Source organism: Actinomadura roseirufa (assembly GCF_900659635.1).
In the GTDB taxonomy this organism is placed as follows: Bacteria; Actinomycetota; Actinomycetes; order Streptosporangiales; family Streptosporangiaceae; genus Spirillospora; species Spirillospora roseirufa.
Window position 1 is genome coordinate 1 of record NZ_CAACVB010000124.1, and the last position, 23058, is coordinate 23058.

The 23058-nt window shown below is 67.4% G+C and carries 20 protein-coding genes; 14 read left to right on the plus strand and 6 right to left on the minus strand.

Going from position 1 to position 23058, the window contains the following annotated elements; translation table 11 throughout:
• Window positions 1-907: 907 nt before the first annotated feature.
• The gene (locus E1291_RS24210; protein ID WP_242614343.1) at window positions 908-1840 is read right to left on the minus strand and encodes an AAA family ATPase; all 933 of its coding nucleotides are present in this window, start codon (window positions 1838-1840) and stop codon (window positions 908-910) included.
• 143 nt (window positions 1841-1983) lie between these two features.
• On the opposite strand from E1291_RS24210, the gene E1291_RS24215 reads away from it, so the two are divergent.
• Window positions 1984-2223, plus strand: coding sequence for a hypothetical protein (locus E1291_RS24215; protein WP_131740273.1), 240 nt, complete (start codon window positions 1984-1986; stop codon window positions 2221-2223).
• Between the two features lie 664 nt (window positions 2224-2887).
• Here the strand turns inward: E1291_RS24215 and E1291_RS24220 are convergent.
• The 3 genes from E1291_RS24220 to E1291_RS24230 all read right to left on the minus strand — a co-directional run bounded on the left by E1291_RS24220 (window position 2888) and on the right by E1291_RS24230 (window position 5175).
• Complete coding sequence (locus tag E1291_RS24220; protein WP_131740274.1) at window positions 2888-3478, minus strand: guanylate kinase; 591 nt, start codon at window positions 3476-3478, stop codon at window positions 2888-2890.
• Window positions 3475-4509, minus strand: a complete 1035-nt coding sequence (locus E1291_RS24225; RefSeq protein WP_131740275.1) for a P-loop nucleotide/nucleoside kinase family protein — start codon at window positions 4507-4509, stop codon at window positions 3475-3477. Before E1291_RS24225 ends, E1291_RS24220 begins: the two co-directional genes overlap by 4 nt.
• A 270-nt stretch (window positions 4510-4779) precedes the next feature.
• Complete coding sequence (locus E1291_RS24230; RefSeq protein ID WP_131740276.1) at window positions 4780-5175, minus strand: winged helix-turn-helix domain-containing protein; 396 nt, start codon at window positions 5173-5175, stop codon at window positions 4780-4782.
• A gap of 138 nt (window positions 5176-5313) precedes the next feature.
• Between E1291_RS24230 and E1291_RS24235 the strand changes: the two genes are divergently transcribed.
• The 10 genes from E1291_RS24235 (at window position 5314) to E1291_RS24270 (ending at window position 12109) form a co-directional block, all read left to right on the plus strand.
• Window positions 5314-5685 carry an SCO3933 family regulatory protein gene (locus E1291_RS24235; RefSeq protein ID WP_131740277.1) on the plus strand — a complete coding sequence of 124 codons (372 nt, stop codon included), beginning with the start codon at window positions 5314-5316 and terminating at the stop codon, window positions 5683-5685.
• A gap of 14 nt (window positions 5686-5699) precedes the next feature.
• Window positions 5700-7040 carry an FtsK/SpoIIIE domain-containing protein gene (locus tag E1291_RS24240; RefSeq protein WP_131740278.1) on the plus strand — a complete coding sequence of 447 codons (1341 nt, stop codon included), beginning with the start codon at window positions 5700-5702 and terminating at the stop codon, window positions 7038-7040.
• 99 nt (window positions 7041-7139) lie between these two features.
• Window positions 7140-7454: a hypothetical protein gene (locus tag E1291_RS24245; protein WP_131740279.1), complete on the plus strand. Its 315-nt coding sequence runs from the start codon at window positions 7140-7142 to the stop codon at window positions 7452-7454.
• Window positions 7451-8317 carry a DUF2637 domain-containing protein gene (locus E1291_RS24250; protein ID WP_131740280.1) on the plus strand — a complete coding sequence of 289 codons (867 nt, stop codon included), beginning with the start codon at window positions 7451-7453 and terminating at the stop codon, window positions 8315-8317. Before E1291_RS24245 ends, E1291_RS24250 begins: the two co-directional genes overlap by 4 nt.
• Before the next feature lie 20 nt (window positions 8318-8337).
• Complete coding sequence (locus E1291_RS24255; RefSeq protein ID WP_131740281.1) at window positions 8338-8748, plus strand: hypothetical protein; 411 nt, start codon at window positions 8338-8340, stop codon at window positions 8746-8748.
• Window positions 8748-8888 (plus strand): hypothetical protein, encoded by a 141-nt coding sequence (locus tag E1291_RS42200; RefSeq protein ID WP_165495268.1) that lies wholly within the window; start codon window positions 8748-8750, stop codon window positions 8886-8888. The genes E1291_RS24255 and E1291_RS42200 overlap by 1 nt, the downstream gene beginning before the upstream one ends.
• A 10-nt stretch (window positions 8889-8898) precedes the next feature.
• Window positions 8899-9054, plus strand: coding sequence for a hypothetical protein (locus E1291_RS42205; protein WP_165495269.1), 156 nt, complete (start codon window positions 8899-8901; stop codon window positions 9052-9054).
• 102 nt (window positions 9055-9156) lie between these two features.
• Window positions 9157-10572, plus strand: coding sequence for a replication initiator (locus E1291_RS24260; protein WP_242614344.1), 1416 nt, complete (start codon window positions 9157-9159; stop codon window positions 10570-10572).
• On the plus strand, window positions 10569-10748 hold the full coding sequence (locus E1291_RS24265) for a helix-turn-helix domain-containing protein (protein ID WP_131740282.1): 180 nt from the start codon (window positions 10569-10571) through the stop codon (window positions 10746-10748). The genes E1291_RS24260 and E1291_RS24265 overlap by 4 nt, the downstream gene beginning before the upstream one ends.
• A complete protein-coding gene (locus E1291_RS24270) occupies window positions 10748-12109 on the plus strand; it encodes a tyrosine-type recombinase/integrase (protein WP_131740283.1) in 1362 nt (453 codons plus the stop codon). Before E1291_RS24265 ends, E1291_RS24270 begins: the two co-directional genes overlap by 1 nt.
• Window positions 12110-12169: 60 nt before the next feature.
• Here the strand turns inward: E1291_RS24270 and E1291_RS24275 are convergent, their stop codons facing one another.
• Together E1291_RS24275 and E1291_RS44710 are read right to left on the minus strand one after the other, a co-directional pair.
• Complete coding sequence (locus E1291_RS24275; RefSeq protein WP_131740284.1) at window positions 12170-13120, minus strand: AbiTii domain-containing protein; 951 nt, start codon at window positions 13118-13120, stop codon at window positions 12170-12172.
• Between the two features lie 579 nt (window positions 13121-13699).
• Window positions 13700-13963 carry an FHA domain-containing protein gene (locus E1291_RS44710; protein ID WP_131740285.1) on the minus strand — a complete coding sequence of 88 codons (264 nt, stop codon included), beginning with the start codon at window positions 13961-13963 and terminating at the stop codon, window positions 13700-13702.
• Between the two features lie 541 nt (window positions 13964-14504).
• Between E1291_RS44710 and E1291_RS24285 the strand changes: the two genes are divergently transcribed.
• From E1291_RS24285 to E1291_RS24295, 3 genes are all read left to right on the plus strand, one after another.
• On the plus strand, window positions 14505-20645 hold the full coding sequence (locus tag E1291_RS24285) for a DNRLRE domain-containing protein (RefSeq protein ID WP_242614345.1): 6141 nt from the start codon (window positions 14505-14507) through the stop codon (window positions 20643-20645).
• Window positions 20646-20869: 224 nt separating this feature from the next.
• On the plus strand, window positions 20870-21628 hold the full coding sequence (locus E1291_RS24290) for a hypothetical protein (RefSeq protein WP_131740287.1): 759 nt from the start codon (window positions 20870-20872) through the stop codon (window positions 21626-21628).
• Between the two features lie 888 nt (window positions 21629-22516).
• Window positions 22517-23058, plus strand: a 542-nt coding sequence (locus E1291_RS24295) for a winged helix-turn-helix domain-containing protein (RefSeq protein ID WP_131740288.1), incomplete at its 3' end; no start/stop codon positions are given.

The following is a 23058-nucleotide window of genomic DNA, read 5'->3' on the forward strand; positions in this document are numbered from 1 at the left end:
GTGTACACCGTCGGTGATCAATCCGTTATCGGTGTTTCCGCTGGTCAGAGGACCAGGTGGGCAGGGGCGGGGTCGAACCGCCGACCTTCCGCTTTTCAGCTATAGCAACGTCCCTGCCGCGTGGGCATCGACTGAGGTTGACCGGGTGTCGGCGTGCGCCCGTGGCTGGCGCTGGTGCCTGCTGTTGCTGTCACCGTTGCTGTCACCCTCGGCGTCGTTGAGCAGCTATATCTCGGCCTAGATGAGTAGCTCGTCAACGTCCACTCCCGCATGACTAGATCCGTCTTGCGCCTCTGCTTACGCGCACGGTGCGCGCTACGCACCGGTCCGGGGTGCTCGTTCGCGCGAACGGCGCGCAACCCGTGACAGTCCGTTTCGCGCGAACGAGTGCCCGGCTCGCGGGGGTCCAGGGGGCGGCGCAGCCCCCTGGTTCGAGCACGCTCAAGCGGCTTCCGCCCCTGTCCCGGGAGTGGTTTTGTGACCCCTCGTAGGGGCGATGAGGACGTGTACGTGAAGGGCGGGTGCGACTGGCTCTCGCTGTTGCGAACCCTCGTAGGGGCGATGAGGACCCCATGGTAAAGCCGCTGGCCGGATGCTGCATAGGCGACCGTACATGGTGCGCTTTTTCAGCGAACCTCCGGTCGTGCATGAGACCCCGGCGTGTCGCTGAAACGATCAAGACGGGCTTCGGTGGTGGGCACGTCCCCAGCATCTCAGGGAGGCGCGGTCGTTCGCGCTCTCTTGGGTTGGGCTCTGCCTCTGGAGGGGCAGCGCGGGACGGCGGGACCGGCCCGGAGAGGCCGCACGCCCGCCGTCCCGCGCTGACCCCGGCGACCGCGTAGCGGGCGCCTTTAAAGACGTAGAGAAAGTCCTCATCCGGGGCGGGGGTGACGCCGCTGAGCTGGGGTTATGGGATGAGCTTGGTGAGGGCTCTCCGGGTTTGGTCGGCGAGGCTGACGGCTGCGCCTAGGCGGTTGTCGATGGTGAGGTGTGCGGTGTCGGGTGGGTTGTCGGTGTTGAGGCCGGCGGTGTACTCGTCCCAGTTGGCCAGTTTCCAGGCGTCGCGGGCGGCGTCGCGTTGCTCGATGTACTCGTGCATGGTGTCGATGTCGCTGTGGACCCAGATGGCGGTGACGTCGACGCCGTTGGCCTGGCATCGGTGGGTGAGGCGGGGCAGCCAGGCGGGGTCGTTGAGTTCGTCGATGAACGGGGCGGCCAGGATGATCGACACCCGTGAGTCGATGTTGGCGTAGGCGGTGCTGAGCAGGCACCGGTACTCGTGGGGGCGGACCTCGTCGCGGTAGAGGTCAGTGTGGCGGTCGTGGGGGTCGCCGTTCAGCGAGATGAGCAGGCGTTCGGACAGGCGGCGGGTGAGGGCGTCTTTGTCTAGGAATGCCCAGCCGGAGAGGTCGGACAGGAAGCGGGCGAACTCGGTCTTGCCGGATCCGGCGTAGCCACCTACGAGGACGAGTGTGGGGTTGCCTCCGGCATTGGCCACGGCGCGGCCGTGCCAGGCGTTGGCGATGCGCGTCTTGAGCGGGACGGCGTCGGGGAAGAACGCCGAGAGGTCGAAGGGGATGGCTTCCGGGCCGGTGTCCTTGCCTCGGGCGTCGGCGGCCATGCGTTCCAGGACGGTGAGCGGGATGTTGTGGACGCGCGCCAGGTGTGGCAACCAGTCGTCGGGGATCCGCTCGCCGCGTTCCCAGCGGGACACCTCATGTCGCGTGACGGTGTCGGTGCCCGTGATGTCGCACAGCTCGGCAGCGAGCGCGCTCTGGCTCTTGGTGCCGCGTAGGCGTGCCAGGTAGGCCCCGAAGTCTCGTCGCTTCTGTGTGGTCATGTGGCGACCACCTCCCGTAACCGAGTGTGGCCCACACCTGGCCCCCGGGTCAGGCTCCTTTGTAAATCGCGCGGTGCCGGGACGCTGGTCGGCGTGCCGTTCGGGCCCGGGGGTGGGCTCGCGTCGATCAAAGGACATCCGAGATGGAAGCACGTGCGCTGCCGGAGGACCCGGCTGTTCGTCGGCTCCAAGAGGAGTTCACCGGACACCGCATCTGGCGCTCTCGACGCTGGGACGGTAAGCCCGGCGACTGGGTGGCGACCCTGCGAGACCCGTCGAAGGGCGTCGACCAGACGGTGATCCGGTCGGACGCTGAGGAGTTGCGGACGGCGCTGGTCGAGGAGCGCAAGCGCGTGACCGGTAGGGCCAAGAGGTCCCGGTGATGGCATCAACCCCCGAGCCATCGCCGGATGGGGCCGTCTCCGGATCCGGGGCGGCTCCAAGGAAGGTCGAGGTGGCGCGGCTGGGGCTGAAGCCCCCGGAGGCACTGGCCGCGTCGCCTCGGCCGTTGCTGGCACGGCTGCTGCTCACCCGTCTGCATCCTGCTCTGGAAGCGGCGGGGTGGACGGTCGAGCGTCGGTATGACCAGCCACTCGTTATGTTGCGGGTGTACTCGTCGGATGCGCCGTGTTTTGGGGACAGCATCACGGTTGTCCACGGTGATGGCGGGTGGTGGTTCCGGTCGAGCACGGGCGAGTTGCTCGCACAATGTGGCCGCGTTGACCTCGCCGTGTCCGCGGTGTCGGCGCTGCTGCGGGCGGTGGCTGCGGCATCTGAGGGCCGGAGCCCTGGCGGCATGTGATGGGCACCTCGGCGGCCTTGGACGAGCTCGGGAAGGCGTTCGGGGTCCCGTGTTGGTGGGGCACGCACACGCGGGCGTACTGGGCGTTGGTGCGCGCGAGTGGGCGATGGCGTCTGGTTGAGGCGTTGTCGTTGCGAGAGCTGGCCATGGCCATCCAAAGGCCGGACGGGTGGCCATGGCCGTGAGGACGGCCGCGCGGCAGGGCGAACGGCTGGGGCGTCGGAAGGGCCCTGCCGCGCGGTCACCTATGTGAGGTCCGCCGGGACGGCGATGGGGTCGCTGGGGCCGGCTTCAACTGCGGTGATGATGCGGCGGGCCGTCTCGGTGGCGTCGGTGTGATCGGTGTAGGTGATCGCGTTGAACACTGGCGTGTGGCTCGTGGCGCGTAGGTCGGCGAGGGTCTCGTCCCATGCTTTGAGGCGTTTCGGGGTGTCGTGGTCGCCTCGTTCCTCTGAGCGCTTGGCGCATTCTTCGCGCGGTACCCAGAGCAGGACGCTTGTCCATGTCAGCGGGACGGCGGTGCGTAGGCGCTGAAGGTCGGCGACATTGCCCATGTGGACGACGGGGACGCGGCCGGTGTCGACCAGGGCGGCGAGGTCCTGGCGGTCGATGGCGTAGGAGTTACCGTAACGGTGGGTCTCGACGATCAATCGGCCTTGGTCGTGGAGCCTCTCGCGTTCGGCGGCCGAGACGAGCCGGTAGCCGGTGCTCCGGCCCGTGCCAGTCTTGATCTTGGCCAGAAGGGCGTACCGGTCGTCCAGGCGGGACAGCTCGGCCGTGGTGGTGTCCTTGCCGCTTGTCGGCGGACCGTAGAGGATCACGCCTGGACTGCTCATGACAAGACTCTACGCAGTGCCTCGCGCGTCTGATCGGCGATGCTGATCGCTGCGCCTAGGCGGTTGTCGACGGTGAGGTGGACGCCGGGCGGGCTGGTCTCGGTGTTGAGTCCGGCGGCGTACTCGTCCCAGTTCGCCAGCTTCCACGCGTCGCGTGGTGCGTCGCGGAACTCGATGTACTCGCGCATGGAGTCGATGTCGCACCGGACCCAGATGGCCGCGACGTCCACCCCCTTGGCCTTGCACCGGTTGGTGAGGCGTCCCAACCATGCCTCGTCGTTGAGTTCGGCGACGAAGGGGGCGGCGAGGATGGTGGATATGCCGCAATCGATGTTGTCGTTTGCGGTGTCCATGAGGCACTTGTATTCGAGGGGCCTGACCTCGTTCATGTAGAGGTCGGTGTGGCGGTCGTGCGGGTCGCCTTTCAATGAGATCAAAAGACGTTCTGTGAGGCGTCGGGTTATCGAGTCCTTGTCAAGGAAGGCCCAGCCGGATACATCGCCGAGAAAGCGTGCGAACTCGGTTTTGCCCGACCCGGCGTAGCCTCCGACCAGGACGAGTGTGGTGTTGGCGATGCTGCCGCTCATGGCTCGTCCTCGCCATGCGTTGACCACGCGGGCCTTGAGCGCGTCGCCGGCGGTCGGGTCCTGGCTCTGTGTCTCGTCGGAGACGCGGTCGAGTCCCTGAGAGATGGTCTTGGCGGCGTCCTCGGTGGCTGCGGGGTCGAGCGGCGAGGGCAGTGGGAGCGTGAGTTCTCCTGATTCCTCACCGGGGAGCGGGAGACGAAAACCAAGCTCCGGTTCGGTGGCCTCGTACATGAGGCAGTAGGCGCGGCGGTAGTGCGGGCCTGGGTACATGCTGCCGCTCTCGTGGCCCCAGAGCGTTTGAAAGTTCGCCGCGACTCGGAGTCCGCCCCGTTCAGCGACCTTGCGCAACTGGTCCCCGGCGGCTTCCAGGCTCAAGCCGTGCGTCTCTCGACGCTCGCGCAGCCTGGCGGGCTGCCATCCGGGGCGCTGCTTGGTCGTGGTCATGCGCGGCCTTCCGTTCAGTCGCAGATACCGGCACATATGAGTACGTCCGGAGTGTCTGCCATGGGGGCGTGAAAGCGAACGTATAAACGGTCGTGAAAGAACTCGATGACGCATAAGTGATGGGCTTGAGGCGTCTCCTGCATTGAAATATCGGTGTGCAGAACGAGAGAGCGGAGCGCGGTGGAAGGCGGTCACCGGTGGCGGGTGGCAACGAGCAAAAGCGGACTCCGCGGGAGCAAATGGCCCTGATCCTTGCTGAGTTGGACGAGCTTATTTGCCGGGCCGACCAGCTCGCGGAGGCTCTGGAAAGACGGTCTTCTCAATCCGGGCGACGCGCTCTCCGAGATCGCGGATCGCGGCGAGTACTTCCGTGAGCTGCTCCGCCGTCACGTCGTCCTCGCGGGCCGCCGGCGCGGTCTGGCCGGACGCGGGGGTGTCGCTCCGGTCGCGGACGAACACGCCCTTGCCCTGCTGGCCGATCACGGCGCCCTCGGTGCGCAACACGCTGATGGCGGCCTTCACCACACCGGCGGACACCTCGTACTCCTCGCGCAGCTGGGCGGTGGACGGTAGGGCCTGCCCGGCGACCAGTCGCCCGTCACTGATCTGTTTCCGCAGGTCATCGGCTATCTGAAGGTAGCCGGGCCGCCCGGTCCTCTCGACCATCGTCCGCCTTCCGTCGGGGGCTTCGGTCCAAGTTCAGCACATCCGATCGGCCAAGAGAACCATGGTGACCTCGACAACTTAGACAGCTAGGTCGACTATATTGTCTAAGTAGAGAGTCCGAAACACAGGAGGTTCCTCGTGCGCAACATCCCGGTGGACGTGTCGGCTCTGACGTTCGTGTGCGTGTCGGCGCCGCGTCCCAAGCTGGTGAGTCAGGAGACGGGGGAGGTGAAGGTGGACCGTGAGGGCAAGACGGTGTTCACGGTCGGGCTGTCGGCGGCGGACGCGACGGGCCGGGTGGAGTTGGTGAACGTGTCGCTGTCGGGTGATCAGGATGTGTCGATCGGGCAGATCGTGACGCCGGTGGGGCTGGTGGCGTTCCCGTGGGAGCAGACCATCGGTGGTCAGAAGCGGTGGGGGATCGCCTACCGGGCGTCGCGAATCGCGGTGGCCGGTCCGGTCCCGGTCCCGGACGTTCCGGCCGGTTCCGCTGCGGCGGACGTGGCCTGAGCGGCGGCCCGGTCATGAACGCCTTGTTTCTGGTGCTCGGGGTCCTGGCCGCTGTGGCGGCCGGGCTCTGGGCCTGGCGCCGGTGGCACCCGGTGTCGTTCTGGTACGGCGTCGGCTTCCCCACTCGGGCGGCGCTGGTGTACCTGACGTGGCATCACATCGCTTCCGGTTGCCGGCTGACTCACAACCGGCGGCGGTTGCGCCTCACGCTTGATGCCGTTCCGGTGCTGGGTTCGGCTGCGCGGTCGGGTGCGGCGGTGGTCGAGCAGAAGCGGCGGGTGCGGCGGGTCGACGTCGAGCGCGCTCCCCGTCTCGGCCTGCTGCGCCCGACGCGGCTGGGGTGGCGGATGCGGCTGCGGCTGCATGACGGACAGGTCCCCGCGGACTACGAGAAGGCCGCGGAGGGGATCGCGCACGCCTGGCGTGTGCACTCGGTGCGGGTGGTCGATGTCCGGCCGGGGTTCGTGACGCTGTGGGCGACCATGCGCGACCCGCTCACCGAGGTGACACTGTCACACGAACCCTGTGAGCTGCTGCGGGTCCGGCCCGGGAAGCTGGAGAACGGCCGGGACTGGGTGATGGACTTCCGCACCGTGCCGCACTGGCTGAACGCCGGGGCGACACAGTCCGGTAAGTCCAACCTGGCGAACGCCATCATCCGTGACCTGGCGCCGCAACCGGTCGCGCTGGTCGGCTTCGACCTCAAGGGCGGGGTCGAGTTCACCCCGTATGCGCCGCGGTTGTCGGCGCTGGCCACCACCCGCAAAGAGTCGGTCGACCTGCTCTCCGATCTGGTCGGCGAGGTCGAGAACCGCATGGCGACATGCCGGGCGCACGGTGCCCGCAACGTCTGGACGCTCCCGGAGGATCTGCGGCCGGTGCCGGTCGTGGTGCTGGTGGACGAGGTCGCCGAACTGTTCCTGATGGCCGACAGATCCGAGAAGGACGAGGTCTCCAAGACCGCGACCTCTCTGCTGCGGGTCGCCCAACTCGGGCGGGCGTTCGCGGTCTATCTGATCGTGTGCGGTCAGCGCATCGGCTCCGACCTGGGACCCGGTGTCACCGCGCTCCGCGCTCAGTTGTCGGGGCGGGTGTGTCATCGGGTGAATGATCCGGAGACGGCGAACATGACGCTCGGCGATCTGGACCCGGCCGCCTTGGACGCTGCCCGTGCGATCCCGGCCGAGACCCCGGGCGTGTGCGTCGTCGCCGGCCAGGACGGCTCCTGGCATCGCGCCCGCTCGGTCTACGTCCCCGAACACGAAGCCGAACAGGCGGCCCGCGACTTCGCGCATCTGGCCCCGGACTGGAACGCCCTGGTCGGCTCCGTCCCGGCCGTCCGTCCCGCCGCGTAGGCGGCCCGGCTCTCCCTTCTTCCACCGCTCGGCGTGAGCCCTGATTCATGCCACGTCCCTACCCGACCCATGCCCGAAACCGGTCCTGGAGGCTGCCCGATGACCGTTCGCATCCGTGTCCTTCGCCCGCGCCCTCGTCCTCGGTTCGTCGCCGTCCCGTCCCCCTCGTCCGGCTCGTCCTCGCCGTCGTCCTCGCGCTCGCCCCGGCTGTCGGCGGTGTCGTCCTGGGACGTGTGGTCGGTCGGTGTCGAGTGGGACGAGGGCCGGTCCCTGCACGTCGCGCGGTGCAAGCGGTGCGCTGACTCGTTCGCCTCGTCCCGGCTTGGTGAGGTTGATGACTGGGCCGACTCCCACCGCTGTGACCCGGAACTGGCCGCGCTGCTGGCCCTGGTGGACATCCGGCGGGCGGCATGACCCGGCGCGTGCTCGGGGCGGTGGCCGACTCCGGGCCGGTCGTCGTCCTGGCCGGGATCGCGGCGGCGGGGTCGTTCACCCATATCCGTGACACGGCCACCGATCACGGTCAGCGCGGGTGGATGGCCTGGGCCATCGCCGTGTGCATCGACCTGACGTGTGTCATGGCGGCAGGGGAGCGCCAGCGTGACAGGCGCACCGGGCGGGAGACGGGGCGGCTGTCGTGGCCGACGCTGGTCCTGGTCGGGGGCATCCTGCTCTCGCTGGCGGCGAACCTGGCGCAGGCGGACCGGTCGGTGTGGGGATGGATTACCGCCGGAACCCCCGCTGGCGCGTTCCTGGTCGCGGTCTCCATGCTGGAACGCCGCAAGACCACTCAGGCCACGGCAGACGAACCAGCCTTGCCGGTCCCCGTCCCGGACTTCTCCGGCCGCCCGTCCTCGGAGGCGTCCGCCTCGTCGGCTGCACCGTCCGCCGTGCCCTCATCGGCCTTGTCGCCGTCCTCGCCCTGGGTGGTGTGGGAGGACGACCGGCCCACGGCTGCCGCCCTCGTCCCGGCCGTCCCCAACGACCAGGATCGCCAGACCACGGACGAGCAGGCCGGCGAGGACGTACCGGACGGCCAGACCTCCATCCCCCTCCCCGTGCCCGTCCCGGCCGTCGAGGAAGCGGCGGCTGCCTCGCCCAGTCCCGCTCCTGCGGGGCCGCTGGTCGACTTCGCGCGCCGTGTCGCCTCCGAACACCAGGACCGGCATGGGCGCCCGATCACCCGTGATGCGTTGCGTGCCCGGCTCGGGGTGTCCAACCAGCTCGCTTCCGACCTGCTCCGCCAGATCCGCACCGAACCCGCACCCATCGCCTGACCACCGGGAGAGAACACGCCATGACCACCACGCCGAACACGCCGCGCGTCATCTGCTCGCCCGGCCCGATCGTGCCCGGTGACCTGTTCAGCCGCCATCAGACCATCGCGGGCCTGCGGGCCCTGGCCGACTTCCTGGAGGCCAACCCGGCCGTGCCGGTCGAGGAGTACGGCCACACCTACAACGTCTGGATCAACGCCGACACCGATGACGGCGGACGCTCCGGCATCGCCGCCCTGGCCGCACACCTCGGCGAGGCGTTCGAAGACCGCATCGCCCACGGCGGTCACTGCACCACTCGCAAGACGTTCGGGCGCATCCGTTACTCGGCCGTCTACATCCCCAACCGCCGGATGACCGAACTCAAGGCCCGGAGCAGCTACGAGGCCAACATCATCCTCGACCCCGACCAGGCCCCGGATGCCGCCTGATGGCCGCGCCCGGTGAGGGCCCGGACGAGCCGCCTGTGCTCCTCGTCCACGGCTGGGTGTGCGGGTCCTGCGGCGGGGGCGGGATCGCCTCCGACGGTTCCACCTGCTCCGACTGTCACGGCCTCGGCCACACCACCTGAGGAGGCTTCGATGTTCCTGCGCCGCTGCGGCTTCGCTGCGTTCTGGCTCGTCCTGGGCCTGTTCCTGCTCCGCAACCCCGAAAACGCCGCCCACACCGTCCGCGCCATCGCCGGCGGCCTCGCCCTGGTGGCTGACGCGTTGTCGCGGTTCGTCGCCGCGTTCTAGCTCCGGCCCCGGCGCGGCCCACAAGCCGCCAAGCAAACAGCGCCGCGCCGGGGGCCCTGGTCCCGCTCCACCCGCCTGAACGGACAGGGAGACCTCTCCATCGTGCCGCACCCCGCACCACTCGTGTCCGACATCGCCGCGCGAGACATGGCCGAACGTTTCAACCGGCCGGACTTCCGCGCCTGGGCTCGCCGCGCTCACACCACGGGAGGATGCGCCCAGCCGATCCACCTGCGCGGGCGGGTCGACCACATCGACCCTGTGACCGGCGCCGTCCTGCACCACTACTCCACGGCCCGCGAGCCGGGCGGAGCGCTGCGAGTGGCGTGCAAGACCCGGCGCGCGTCCCGCTGCCCGGCCTGCGCCGAGATCTACCGCGCCGACACCTACCAACTCATCCGCGCCGGACTCACCGGCGGCAAAGGCGTCCCGGATACGGTCACGCAGCATCCGGCCGCGTTCGTCACGCTCACCGCGCCGTCGTTCGGGCCGGTCCACGCGCGCCGCACCGGGGCCGGTGGCGCCGTCGTCTCCTGCCACCCCCGCCGCAATGGCGGCACCTGCCCCCACGGACGGCCGGTCTCGTGCACCGTCCGGCACTCCGCCGACGACCCGCGGCTCGGGCAACCGATCTGCCCGGACTGCTTCGACTACACCGGCGCCGTCCTGTGGAACGCCCACGCCCCCGAACTCTGGCGCCGCTTCACCCTCGCCTACCGGCGGTACGTCGCCCGGTCGGCGGGCCTGCGGGTCGCCGAACTGCGGGAGGTGCTCACGGTCTCCTTTGCCAAAGTCGCCGAATACCAGCGGCGCGGCCTTGTGCACTTCCACGCCGTCATCCGCCTCGACGGGCCCGGCGGCCCCGACACACCACCACCCGCATGGGCAACACACCAACTCCTCAAAGCGGCCGTCGACCACGCGGCCGGAGCCGTCACAGTGTCGACTCCTGCGGCCGGCGAGGTCCCGGCGATGACGCATGAGTGGGGCTCCCAGGTCGACGTCCGGCCGATCACCACGGCGGGCAGACTGACCGATGGTGCGGTGGCGGGCTACATCGCCAAATACGCCACCAAAGCCGCCGAATGCGTCGGCACGCTGGACCGCCGCATCCGCGCCACCGACGACCCCGCCAACCTCCCCGTCAACGGCCACGCCCGGCGACTCATCGCCGAATGCCTCCGCCTGAGCGGCCTGGACGAGTACGCGGGACTGCGGCTGGCCGAGTGGGCGCACATGCTCGGCTTCCGCGGCCACTTCTCCACCAAATCCCGCCACTACTCCACCACCCTCGGCGCGCTGCGTACGGCCCGGATCGAACACAACCAGCGCGAACACGCACACGAGATCAGCACCGGCCGCCTGCCTTTCGATGACGACCGGGTCTTGGTGGTCGCGCACTGGTGCTACGTCGGCCAAGGCATGACGCCCGGTGAGGCGCTCCTGACCGCCGTTCTCACCGGCAAGCCTCTGCCCGCTCTCGACACGTCCGCCACAGCTCAAGGGAGCCCGAGTTGACCGACCTCGTCCTGACCGTCGACGAAGCGGCAGAACGGCTCCGCGTGAGCCGCTGGACGCTCTACAACCTCATCCGCTCCAACCAACTCCGAACCGTCAAGATCGGCCGCCGCCGTCTCGTCCCCGTCAACGCCCTCGCCGAATGCCTCGACCAGCTATCGGAGGTCGCTGCCTGATGACCGTCACCCTGCTCGCCGTCCCGGACGAGCCCGAAGAGACACCGGGGTCCAAGCCTCGCAAGAGCCGTTCACGCAAGCGCGCCAACGGAGAAGGGACGATTTACCAGCGCAAGGACGGGCGATACGAGGGCGCTGCCTTCGTCCCCACGACCGCCGGCACCTACAAGCGCATCCGCGTCTACGGCAAGACCCGTGAGGAGGTGCGGCGCAAGCTCACGAAGGTCTTGGAACAGGCAGACCAGGGCATCCCCGTCTCGGCCGAAAGCTGGACGGTGGAGCAGTACCTCACCTACTGGCTGGACCACGTCGTCCGGCCGGAACGCAAGCCGCGCACGGCACAGGGATACGAGAGCGTCGTCCGGCTCTACCTCGTCCCAGAGCTGGGGAAGAAGCGGCTCGGCAAGCTGGCCGTGCGCGACGTGCGGGCCTTCATTAACCGCGTCCGGGCGCAGTGCCTCTGCTGCAAGCACGGCGTCGACGCGGCCCGTGACGTGCCGCGATGCTGCGCCCTCAAGGGCGGCCAGTGCTGCGAGTCGCATCCGTCCGTGCGCATGGTCCAGTCGATTCACGCCGTGCTTCGCAACGCCCTGGAGTCGGCCGTCCGAGAGGAAGTCATGCCCCGCAACGTCGCCAAGCTGGTCAAGATCAGTGCGCCCAAGTACAAGGTGAACCGCGGACTCACGGTCGACCAGGCGCGCGACGTCCTCAAGGCGGCCCGCGGCGAACGGCTCTACGCGCTATACGTCCTGGCGCTGTGTCTCGGTCTGCGGCGTGGTGAGCTGCTCGGCCTGCGCTGGCAGGACGTGACCCTCGTCGGCTGCCAGGCATGCGGCGGGGAGGGCGGCGAGGTGGACGGTGCCGAGTGTGAGACCTGCTCCGGTAGCGGAGTTGAAAGCGCCACGCTCGAAGTCGCTCAGACGCTCCAACGGGTCGGGGGAGCGCTGCGGTTCGTCCCGCCCAAGACCGATGACTCCGAGCGGACCGTCCCGCTGCCCTCGGTCTGCATCACGGCTCTGTGCGAGCACAGGGCGAGGCAGGCGGCCGAGCGCGCGGACGCCTGGGACGACTGGGAGGACTACGGCCTCGTCTTCCCGTCTCGGCGCGGCACGCCCATGGAGCCGGACAACCTTCGCCGCTCCTGGGGTCGCGTCCGCGCGGCCGCCGGCCTGGAGGGGATGCGCTTCCACGACATGCGCCACACCTGCGTCTCGCTGCTGCTCCACCTGGGCATCGCACCCAACGTCGTCCGGGACATCGTCGGGCACAGCGACATCGAGGTGACCATGACGATCTACGCGCACACGTCCCTCGACGACAAGCGCGCGGCGCTGCGGAAGCTGGGAAGCGCCCTCGGCTAACGAGTATCAACATGGGGCGATCTCGAGAAGAGATCGCCCCATGCTCTTATTTGCCGACAATTATCCGGTAAGGCCGAAGTACGCCAGAACCATTTGTGTGACCACTGAGGTGGTCACAGATCCACCGATGCGGCCACCTGTGCGTGCGCCGATGGTGGCGATTTTTCCGAGCCAGCCGTTAACTTTCGGTCCCGGCTCTACTAGTTCGCCGTTTGCCTCAGTTCGGTCCTCGTTAAGAGATGCTTCCAGTTCTTCGAGCAACTCAGCGGGGAGGCCAACCTGTCTCAGTTGGCTTATTAGCTCTTCATCAGACCTTGCCGGATTGCTAAGCGTCTGTTGGACGAAGTGAGAGGATCCAACGGCGACGTTGGGACTGCCTCCATAGATAGCGGTGTTGAAGATCTGGTTGCCGCGCTCCTCGCTCAAGCTAGAGCCCGCCCTTTCTCCCGCATCAGGGTCCTCAGTCTCAATGCTGAGGGCCAGATCTAGCACTCTATTCCGGACGGTGTCTAGGATCCCCCGCACCTGAGAGGGGCTCACCGGCTTCCATGCCTGAACCAGACCCATCATCGGATACATGCGCGCCTTGCCGTCCTCTATCAATTGATTGACATAAGGCACGGCATCGCTCGGCCAAGGCACCCTAAGGGGGTCTTCGCTATTCCTGCTTCTTGCGACGAGATCTTCAAGTTCTGGTAGTCCTTGGCGGAATTCTACCTTGAAAAGCGCGCCATCTCGAAGTTCTTTGGGGAGTGAGGAAGGGGGGATAGGGGCATTGTTGGTGCTGGAGTTGAAAGGGCCAACAAAGTTGCCCCGAACCTCGGCGTCGAACGGGCCGCGGTAGCTAGGGACGTTCTCCCCTTGTGGGTAACCATTGAGTTCATGCTCAACCCACGCTTCCAAGGGCTGAATGCGAGCACGTGCCGCCAGCACCTTCACCTTGCGTAGCAGTACGGCGGTGGGTAACTGGTCACCTGAAGCCGACGAGATGATCTCTTGAAGGATGGACACGCCAAACCTCTCGCAAGCTGAGGCTTCGCAAGGACAACACGGCGGTTGCCGTCAGCGTTGCCGTCAAGATACTCACAACGAGGGCTCCGTGAACCCAAGTCCCCTGGTCGGGGTGGTGGGCAGGGGCGGGGTCGAACCGCCGACCTTCCGCTTTTCAGGTCACAGCGTCTGAGCGCTGTACTGACCTGCGAAAACCCAGGTCGCTTACGAGCGAGAACCCGATAAGCGGATTGTGTTCCCCGGCAGGCTAGCACGGTCTGCTACTTGATGAGTACCCACTGTCGTAGTGATCATGTCGCAGGGGCTCTACAGCCGATCGTTGCTGTGGTTGGTTGGCGGTCTTGCGGCCGTAGATGCTGAGGCGCCCCCCTGCTCTCCTCGGCGGTATGACAAGCCTGCTGGCCTTCCGCGCCCGCGGAAACTGCGGGATGCCGCGCTGCTCCGCCTTGCCCACGGTGCCGCCCTGGAACGTGGTGTGCGGGCTGCGGCTTCCGGACCCGCCCTGGACGACGGTCTCGGGACTGCCCTGGCGGACGGTGGGCGGGCTGCTGGGCCGCTCCGGACTCTCGTCGGATCGGGTCATAGCGTGTCCTTGGGTTCGCCATGCTCGTCGATCTCGACGACCGGCACCTCGACGTCCAAGCCGAGCCGCAGCACGTCTCCCGGGCCCAGCGGCGTCGGAGCCGTGACCTGGCGGCCGTTCACGAAGGTGCGGTTTCTGGACCCCAGGTCGTTCGACCAACAGAAGGTCGGCGTCCCAGTACAGCCGCGCGTGGCGACGGCTGATCTGGTGGTAGTCGGCCAGCCCGCGGACGTGCGCGCAGTCGAGCTCGTCCCGTCCAAGCCACAGGCCGTCGGGCTTCACCACGAGCAGGTCGCCGAGCAGCCGCAGCGCGATCGTCGGTCTACCCCGGGACGGCTCGCCGGACGGGGTCCCGTCGGGGTTCTGGTACACCGTGCGGGGGTCGCTCCGTCCGCCGGGGCTCCGGGATGCGGCCAAGGCGCCTCCGCGGGTGGCTCGACGCGCACAGGATCCAGCTTCACCTTGTGCTTCTCACACGACCGCAAAGTTGGCCATGGCCTTCGATGATGGCCTGACTGACGCCCCTTCTACGACGATTGACCAACACCCCCCGTAAGACAAGATCATGGATCTTTGTAGTCATGCAGATTTCTCTCGTTCACCTGTGGTTCATGGAACGTTCTTAAGTGCCATATTCACTTAAGCCGACTTTGCCGGCTCCTTGCAAAAGGTGGCGTTGCCTTGTCTGGACCGCGTCGAGGATTCAGTTACCTGTGGGGCCGCAACAGGAATGTTCGGGAAGTCCAACGCATAATCTCTGCCGCTTTGGCGATTCTAGTCAGCCTGACGATCGTGGTCGACATGGAGAAGGTCGGCACCAGGTTCGCATCGGCCGAGCCGGCACCCGCGGGCGAAAAGGTCGTGTCGGAGCGGCTGGATAGGGTTTCCGCACAGCTCACAGCGCGGCTGGAGCGGCGGCGGATCGAGGTCTCCGGTGAGCGGAGTGAATCGTCGAGCTTGTGGGCGAACCCCGATGGAACGTTCACCACTGAAAGCTATGCAGGACCCGTGCGCGTACGTGAGGGCGGCACCTGGAAACCGATCGATACCACGCTGATCGCGGCTGGTGGTGCGGTGCGCCCACGGACGGCTCCCGCACCGGTGGTATTTTCTGCTGGAGGTTCCAACAAGCGGTTCGCATCGATCGCCGACGGCAAACGATCGTTGGCGATGGAATGGGCGGCGGAGCTTCCTGCACCCCAGTTGACCGGTAACACCGCAGTTTACAAGGGCGTGGTTCCCGACGGCGAGGGCGATCTGCTCGTCAGTGCGCTGCCGCGGGGGTTCAGCCATTCGGTAGTGCTGAACAAGCCGCCGGTCCGCCCGGTGGAGTTGCGGTTGCCGATCGCGCTGGGGGGTATGCAGCTCAAGAGGCTCCCTGGGGGGCAGCTCGAACTCACAGATGACAAGGGCGCGGCGGTGGCCGGGGCGCCGGCTCCACGGATGTGGGACGCCACGAAGAACCCCCTGTCAGGAGACAGCGATCATCAGGCGCAGGTGCCGAGCACGGTGGAGAAGTCGGCGGACGGCGCTGTTCTGGTGCTCAAACCCGATCCCGAGTTCTTCAAGAAGCAGGATCTGAAGTACCCGGTGACCATCGACCCGACCCAGTCGCTGGCCGTGTCCGCCGACACCTATGTCGCCAACACCATGACGGGGTCGCAGTACAACTCCGCCGATCTCATCACAGGCACCTGGGACGCGGGCTCCACGCTGGCACGTTCGTATGTACAGTTCAATACGGCCAAGCTGGCCGGGAAGCACATCCTTTCCGCGGACTTCAGGGCGTACGCATGGTGGTCGTCGGCGTGCACGACGACTGGATCCGGGGTCCAGGTCCGTCGGGTCACCTCCAGCTACAACATCGAGACGATCGGTTTCGGGTCCGAGCCGTCCACCACCGCCACCGGTGCCGCGGTGAGCACGGCTTCGCCCGGTGGGGCCTGTCCGCAGGACTGGATGCATTGGAACACCACCTCGATCGTCCAGGCATGGGCGGACGGGACGGCGAACAACGGGTTCCAGATCCGGGCGGTCAACCAGGCGGACTCCACGAGCTGGCGTCGTTTCCGCTCATCCAACTATGTGCTGGGCAGCGTCGGCCCGTTGGAGCCCCGCCTCGATGTGACGTGGAACTCCTATCCGGCGGCGGCGTCCAAGATCACTTCCTCCACTGTCGTCGGCGCGAACGGGACCCGCTACTCGCCGACGGCGACGCCCACGCTGACGGCGGCGGCGGCCGACGCCGACGGGGGCACGATGCGGATGGACTTCGAGGTCGCAGCTGCCGGGGGTGGCCCTGTCTGGTCGGGCAGCGCCGCTTCGACAGCCGGTGTCCCCACAGCGCTGTCCGTGCCGGCAGGGCAACTCAACAACGGCGCGTCCTACCAATGGCGGGTGCGCGGCTACGACGGCACCGACTACGCCAAGACCTGGTCGTCCTTTCAGGCGTTCACCGTCGATACGACGCTGCCCGACGCGCCCGCCGTGTCCTGCCCGAGCTATCCGCAGGGAACGTGGTCGAGCAAGGCGTCGTCGGCAGTGACCTGCACGCTGAGCACTACCTCCGGGGACGGAGCCGGCTACTACTGGTCCATTGACGATCCGTCGCCGCAGACCCTGGTCGCCGACCCCAACGGCACGGGAGGCGACCCGCTCACCGTCTCGATCAATCCCTCGGACGGCTGGCACACCCTTTACGCCAAGACCCGCGACAGCGCTCTGAACACGTCGTCCGCCACGGCTTACGCGTTCGGCGTCGGCGTCGGCAGCCTCACCTCGCCGCAGGAGGACGACCGCACCCAGGCCGCGGTCTCGCTGACCTCCGGCGCACCGGCGACGAAGGTCGGCGTGACCTACAAGTACCGGGTCGGCACAGACAACGGTCTGGCCTGGACGAACGTGCCCATCGGTGACGTGACACCGCCTGGGTCGTCCACGCCGATCAGCGGATGGCCGGTCACCAGGGGCGACACCACGCAGGACTTTACCGCCAAGGTCTGGAACCTGGCCCGTACGGTCAAGGACGCGGGGAAGGGGGACGGCCCGGTCCAGATCAAGGCGTGCTTCACCGCTGTTGGCGGGACCGCCGAAGAGTGCTCCGCACCCGTCACGGTCACCCTTGAGCGGTCCGCATTCGGTGCCTCCTACGCGACCGGGGACCTTGGGCCCGGCCAGGTCTCGCTGCTGACCGGTGACTACTCCGTCGGCGAGACCGACGTGAACTACTCCGGTCTTGTGGTCTCCCGCTCGCACACGACATTGGTTCCCTCGGCCGCCACGGGACCGGACGGGGTGCGCAACCCCTTCGGGCCGGGCTGGACGTCGGCGATCGCCCCGGACAACGAGGCCGGAATGGCCGATTTCCAATTCGCCGACCATTCCGCTGACGGGTATGTGAGCCTTACGGGCAGCGAGGGGCAGACCCTCACCTACAGTCTCCGGTCTAACGGGCAGTACCAGGGCATCGGCGATGCCGACGACGGTTCGGTCATCACCAAGGACTCTTCCACCCAGTTCACCTTCACCGATATCGACGGCACCACGACCAGGTGGGTCCTGACCGGCGGTGACTGGCGCGCCACCAGTGTCACCGAGCCCGGTGGGGACACGCGCACCTTCACCTACGACCCGCAGGGCAGGATCACACGGATACTCGCGCCCGTCCCCGCGGGCGTCTCCTGCGGCGCGACGCTCGTCGCGGGCTGCCGCGCTCTCGCCGTGACGTATGCGGACACGACGACGGCGACCGGGGTCGGATCCGGGTGGGGCGACTACGCCGGGCAGGTCAAGGAGATCGCCTACGTCGCGTACGACCCGGCCTCGCAGGCGATGAAGACCACCGCCGTGGCCGTCTACCGCTACGACTCGACCGGCCATCTGCGGCAGGAATGGGACCCGCGGATCAGCCCGGCTCTCACGACCACCTACTACTACAACGGCGACGGCCGGATCTCCCAAATCACGCCGCCCGGCCTGGCCCCCTGGGAGATGTCGTACGACAGCCAGGGCCGCGTCGTCGCGGCGAGCCGGCAGGACGGCGGTCAGCCGGCGACCGAGACCGTCGCCTATGACATTCCCCTCTCGGGGACGGGGGCACCGACCGACCTCTCGTTGGCGCAGACCGCCACCTGGGGTCAGGACACGAACCTGCCGAGAATCGGCACCGCGATCTTCCCGGCCTCCCATGTGCCTCCGGCCAACGGTTCGGCCGGCGGCTACGAGCCCGGCGGCGGCGACTGGAAGTACGGCCGGATCACCTATCTGGACGTCAACGGCCGCGCGGTCGACATGCTCTCCTATGGGGCGGGGGCCTGGCAGATCGCCGCGAGCAGGTACGACGATGCCGGCAACCAGGTGTGGGCGCTGAGTGAGAGCAACCGGCTCCAGGCGCTCAGTCCGACCGGCGCCACCGACCTCTTCGTCGCGACCCGTCCCAGCAGCGCCGAACGCGCCGACCTTCTCGCCACCGCGAAGACCTACGACGCCGACGGCGGACTCCTCACGTCAACGGGCCCGACTCATCCGGTGGAGTTGGCCTCCGGCGCCACCGTCTCGGCCCGGCAGCGCACGACAAATACCTACGACGAGGGCAAACCGGACCCCGACGCCGAGTACCACCTGCTCACGACGAGCACCGTCGAACCGGTCGTGGTCGACGGGCAGGCGACGCCAGAAGCGGCGGACACCCGTACCGCCAAGACCGGCTACGCCGCGCTCAACAGCGGAGACACCTCGGGCTGGGAGCTGCTCCAGCCCACCAGCGAGACCTTCGTCATTCCGGGCGGAACCGACGTCGTTCGCCGCACCAGATACGACGATCTCGGTCGCATCGTCGAAACCCGTGCGTCCGGCTCGGACGGTACCGATCCCGGCACAAAGGTCATCACCTACTACACGGCGGCGGCCAACGGGACGTACAGCATCTGCGGCGGTCACCCGGAATGGGCGGGGCAGGTGTGCCGCACCGGGACCGCGAGCCAGCCGGGCTCGGGACCGAACCTGCCTGTCAAGCTCACCACCTACGACTACTGGGGAGCTGTGGCGGGCACCACCGAGACCAGGGGCTCGACGCAGCGGACCGTTACCATCACCCATGACGGTGCCGGACGTGTGACGACGCAGTCGACCAGCGTCACCCCAGCCGCCAACGGCGGCACAGCGGTTCCGGACCAGACCGTCGCCTATTCGGCCAGCACCGGGGCCCCGATCAGCGTGTCCGCCGGTGGGCGCACCATCACCACCGGCTACGACGCGCTCGGAAGGATCTCCAGCTATACCGACTCCGAACTGAACGTCACGACGAAGACGTACGACATCGACGGCGGCTTGCACACCCTTGACGACGGCAAAGGGACCTACACCTACCACTATGGCGGCACCGACTCGGCCGGTCGGGAAGAGCGCCGACCGATCCTGACCCGGCTCGAAACCGGTGCGGGATCGTCGCCCGACGACTTCACCGGCTCCTACGACCCGGACGGAAGACTCATTCAGCAGGTGTACCCGAACGGGCTCACCGCCGATACCGTCTACGGCAATGCCGGTGCCGCAGGCCGCCTCACCTATAGCAAGAGCGGCGGTATCTGGCTCCAAGTGACCAGTAGCGCCGGCAGCCAGGGTCAGACGGCGCAAACAGCCGGCCCCGAGAGCACAGCCCGGTACAGCTACGACGGCGCGAACCGGCTGACCAAGGTCGAGGACACCTACCTCGGGGACTGCCGCACCCGCAAGTACACCTTCGACGCCCGCAGCAACCGGACCGGGCTCGACGACTACTCCGGCGGGGCCGAATCAGCCTGCTCCACCGGCACCACCCCGACGACCAGCAACTACACCTACGACAGCGGTGACCGTCTCACGAACTCCGGCTACTCCTATGACACACTCGGCCGCACCACGGCGGTACCGGGCGGCGACGCCCTGGGCGGTACGGCGATGCAGATCGGTTATCACGCCGACGATATGGTCGCCGCGATCACACAGGGCAGCGACACTCTGGGATTCAGCACGGACCCGTCCAGGCGTATTGGTACCACCGGCTACACCACCGGTTCCGTGAGCGGCACACTTACCAACCACTACGGCGACGCGGGGGACTCGCCAACCTGGATCGGCGAACCCGCAGGCGGATGGACCCGCAACATCACCGACCTGACCGGCGCGCTCGGAGCCGTCCAGAACAGTACGGGGACGGTCACCCTGCAACTACCGGACCTCGGCGGCGACGTGGTCGCGACCGTCGATGACTCGACCTCGGCCACGGGACTCTCCTCCTATGCTGAATCGACCGAATACGGAGGCATCCGGGACACCGAGCCCCGGTACAGATACGGATGGCTCGGTTCGCACCTGCGCTCGCAGGGCACCCTCGGCGGCATCGTCCTCATGGGTGAGCGCCTCTATCTGCCCACCATCGGGCGTTTCCTCCAGACGGACCCGGTCGAGGGTGGAAGCTGCAACGACTATGAGTACACCTGCGGTAACCCGGTCGACAACAAGGACCTGGACGGGCGCAACAACAAAGAAAATGCGATGTGTATCATCCAGATCGGTTACCTCAGCTGCAACGAAGCCAAACATTGGGCCGGCGTGGCCCAAAAATACTGGGATAACTACCACTGGGCGTGGTATAGGGACAAGGCCAACGACGGAGGCCCCTCCAACGCGTTCAAACACGCGTTCTGGAACGCCCTGATGACATTTCATCAGGGCATCCGGGTCGCCGCCGTCGTCGCGACCAACCACGAGAAGTACAGCAAGACCTATGGAACCCCGTTGTCCAAGATGGATCTCAGAAACAATATTTTGGGCCGCAACGTTGGTAACCGTCTCAGGCGCCGGCACCGGACCCTGAGCAACTGGGCCGTGGCGATGGCCGTCGGAAAGTACTATTACAAATTCTGGTGCGCGAACAAATACAGTCTCTGGATGTGCTACTGATATGGGTGCCACCGATGAGTACAAACGGACAGCGAACACCGCCTCGGCCGACCGCCGCCCTGGGAATGGCAGCGACCGTCCTCATGGCCGGTGGGTGCGCAACACCGGTGGGAGCACGGCCCGCAGCCGAATCGGCCGGCGCGAACCGGCCATGGGCAGTGGCCGTACAGCCCGGCTCTGCCGGCCACGCCTACCTCACTGATCTTCATGGGCACAGCAGTACCGTGCAGAAATGTGAAACGGATTCCGGCTACGAGAGTCCGCAGCTCAGCAGAAGCGGTCTCACCGTTGCCGTCAACGGCTGCTATCGAGACCCCACCGGCCTTGGCGCCTGGATCATCCACAGAGGCAAGCGGACCAGATTCCTTGGAGTCGACGACGGGCTCCTCGCGTTCGCCGGCGACGACCGGCTCCTGATCGCAAGGAACACACGGAACGGAGCATTCGCGATCGACCGCTGGCCGGTGCGGGACCCGGGTCGCCGCAGCGAACAGGTCGCCAGATTCGGAACGCCGAAGGTCAACGAAGAGGTCTTCGGCCTGGATGTGCCCGCTGCAGGAGACCGCGCGGTCGTCGTCGCCGGCCGTCGGCTTCCGTACCCGAACACGACTCCTCCGCAGACCAATGTCTGGGTGGTCTCTCTCACGACAGGCACTTCGAGAACAGTGCCCGGAATCACTGATGCCGAGCGGGCGGTCTGGGGAAGAAAGGGAAGTCTGATCGTCCAGCATTCCACACGCTGGACGACCGTGGACCCGGCGACGGGCAAGACCACCGCCTTCGCGCCACGTCCCACGGACGCGATGTACGGGCACTGCGAACTCGCAGGCGCGGCGCGCCGGGGGCTGATCGCCTGGTGCCCGGCCACGGCGAGCCTGCTGCGAATCGAGCCTGGCGGGAAGACCACGGCTCGGACGACGCTCAAGACCAAGCGCACCAGCCCGGCGGAGGTGAGCGTGGCGGTCGACGCCCTCGGCTGGTGACGCGCACTCCCGGGAACACGGCCGGACCGTGGTCGCACCGGTTCCGGCCGCCCGACCTCTGCAATCTCGTGGGTGCCCACCTACGGTGATCTTAATGCGTTCGGGGGCCCGGACGCCTCGGCTCTGCCCCGCACCGGCAGCGGAGCCTGGCCACGATCCGGGACTGATTAGACACACTTGTCGACCGGGCGCACCGAGACCACGGTGGCCAGGGCGATTGCATCGGTGCGTTCGGTGGTCTTGAGAGTCAGGCTTCGGCTATCGGCGCCGGTCAGCTCGCCGCACACTCGACCGGCCTGATGCCGGACCCTACCTTTCTCAACAACCCTGCCCGTCAAACGGGGGCAACATCAAGGTGTCCGGGCTGTGGGGGGAAGCTCATCTTCAGGAAAGTCATGCGATCGCATCCGGTTGCCGACGTTGCCGAGTCAACGTGTAGGCGGAAGGTGTTCGAGCGGTGTGCATCCGCCTGAGTTCGGTTCGGGGCCGGATAATGAAGTACCTCTGACCGTGTTTCTGCTGGTCAGAGGTTTGGTGGTGGGCAGGGGCGGGGTCGAACCGCCGACCTTCCGCTTTTCAGGTCACAGCGTCCGAGCGCTGTACTGACCTGCGAAAACCCAGGTCGCCCACGAGCGAGAACCCGATAAGCGGATTGTGTTCTCCAGTAGGCTACCACGGCCCGCTATTTCATGAGTACCCTCTGTCATGGAAATCATGTCTCAGGGGCTCTGCAGTGAATCGTTGCTTGATGCCGGGTCGTCAGGCTTGCGGCCATAAATCCCGATGTGGCCCCTGGCTGCTCTCCTCGGCGGCATGTCTAAACAGGGCTAATTGGTCATGGCGGTTGGGTGAGTGGACGGGTCGGTGGTGGGGGCGTATGCCGGTGGCATGGCCGGATACCCCCAGGGCGGCGGGATGACCGACGCGGGCCGTCAAAGACGTGAGCAGGTGCGGATGCAGGCGGCGCAGTGGTTCGGTGAGGGCCGGGCCAGTACGTGGATCGCTGTGGAGTTGCGGGTGGGGCTGCGGCAGGTGGAGAAGTGGCGCCGGGCCTGGCGGGAGGGCGGGGCCGGGGCGCTGCGTTCCAGGGGGCCGCATCGGCGGCAGCGTCTGGACGAGGCGATGTTCGCGCGGTTGGAGGCGGAGTTGAATCGCGGCCCGGCCGCGCACGGGTACGCCGATGACCAGCGGTGGACACTGGGCCGGGTCGCCGCGCTGATCCGCGAGTTGTTCGCCGTCGATTACACGGTGCCGGGGGTGTCGCTGCTGCTGCGGCGTAATGGCTGGTCGGTGCAGGTGCCCGGACGCCGGGCGGTCGAGCGCGATGACCGGGCCGTGCAGGTGTGGAAAGAGCGGGTGTGGCCGCAGGTGGAACCACCGCGGGCGACCTGGGCGCCTGGATCTGTTTCGAGGACGAGACCGGTCAAGGG

Excerpts from the sequence above, each read along its gene's own strand:
- E1291_RS24210 (WP_242614343.1), bottom strand. The coding sequence starts at position 1,840 with ATGACCACACAGAAGCGACGAGACTTCGGGGCCTACCTGGCACGCCTA.
- E1291_RS24215 (WP_131740273.1), top strand. The coding sequence starts at position 1,984 with ATGGAAGCACGTGCGCTGCCGGAGGACCCGGCTGTTCGTCGGCTCCAA.
- E1291_RS24220 (WP_131740274.1), bottom strand. The coding sequence starts at position 3,478 with ATGAGCAGTCCAGGCGTGATCCTCTACGGTCCGCCGACAAGCGGCAAG.
- E1291_RS24225 (WP_131740275.1), bottom strand. The coding sequence starts at position 4,509 with ATGACCACGACCAAGCAGCGCCCCGGATGGCAGCCCGCCAGGCTGCGC.
- E1291_RS24230 (WP_131740276.1), bottom strand. The coding sequence starts at position 5,175 with ATGGTCGAGAGGACCGGGCGGCCCGGCTACCTTCAGATAGCCGATGAC.
- E1291_RS24240 (WP_131740278.1), top strand. The coding sequence starts at position 5,700 with ATGAACGCCTTGTTTCTGGTGCTCGGGGTCCTGGCCGCTGTGGCGGCC.
- E1291_RS24245 (WP_131740279.1), top strand. The coding sequence starts at position 7,140 with ATGACCGTTCGCATCCGTGTCCTTCGCCCGCGCCCTCGTCCTCGGTTC.
- E1291_RS24250 (WP_131740280.1), top strand. The coding sequence starts at position 7,451 with ATGACCCGGCGCGTGCTCGGGGCGGTGGCCGACTCCGGGCCGGTCGTC.
- E1291_RS24255 (WP_131740281.1), top strand. The coding sequence starts at position 8,338 with ATGACCACCACGCCGAACACGCCGCGCGTCATCTGCTCGCCCGGCCCG.
- E1291_RS42200 (WP_165495268.1), top strand. The coding sequence starts at position 8,748 with ATGGCCGCGCCCGGTGAGGGCCCGGACGAGCCGCCTGTGCTCCTCGTC.
- E1291_RS42205 (WP_165495269.1), top strand. The coding sequence starts at position 8,899 with ATGTTCCTGCGCCGCTGCGGCTTCGCTGCGTTCTGGCTCGTCCTGGGC.
- E1291_RS24270 (WP_131740283.1), top strand. The coding sequence starts at position 10,748 with ATGACCGTCACCCTGCTCGCCGTCCCGGACGAGCCCGAAGAGACACCG.
- E1291_RS24285 (WP_242614345.1), top strand. The coding sequence starts at position 14,505 with ATGGAGAAGGTCGGCACCAGGTTCGCATCGGCCGAGCCGGCACCCGCG.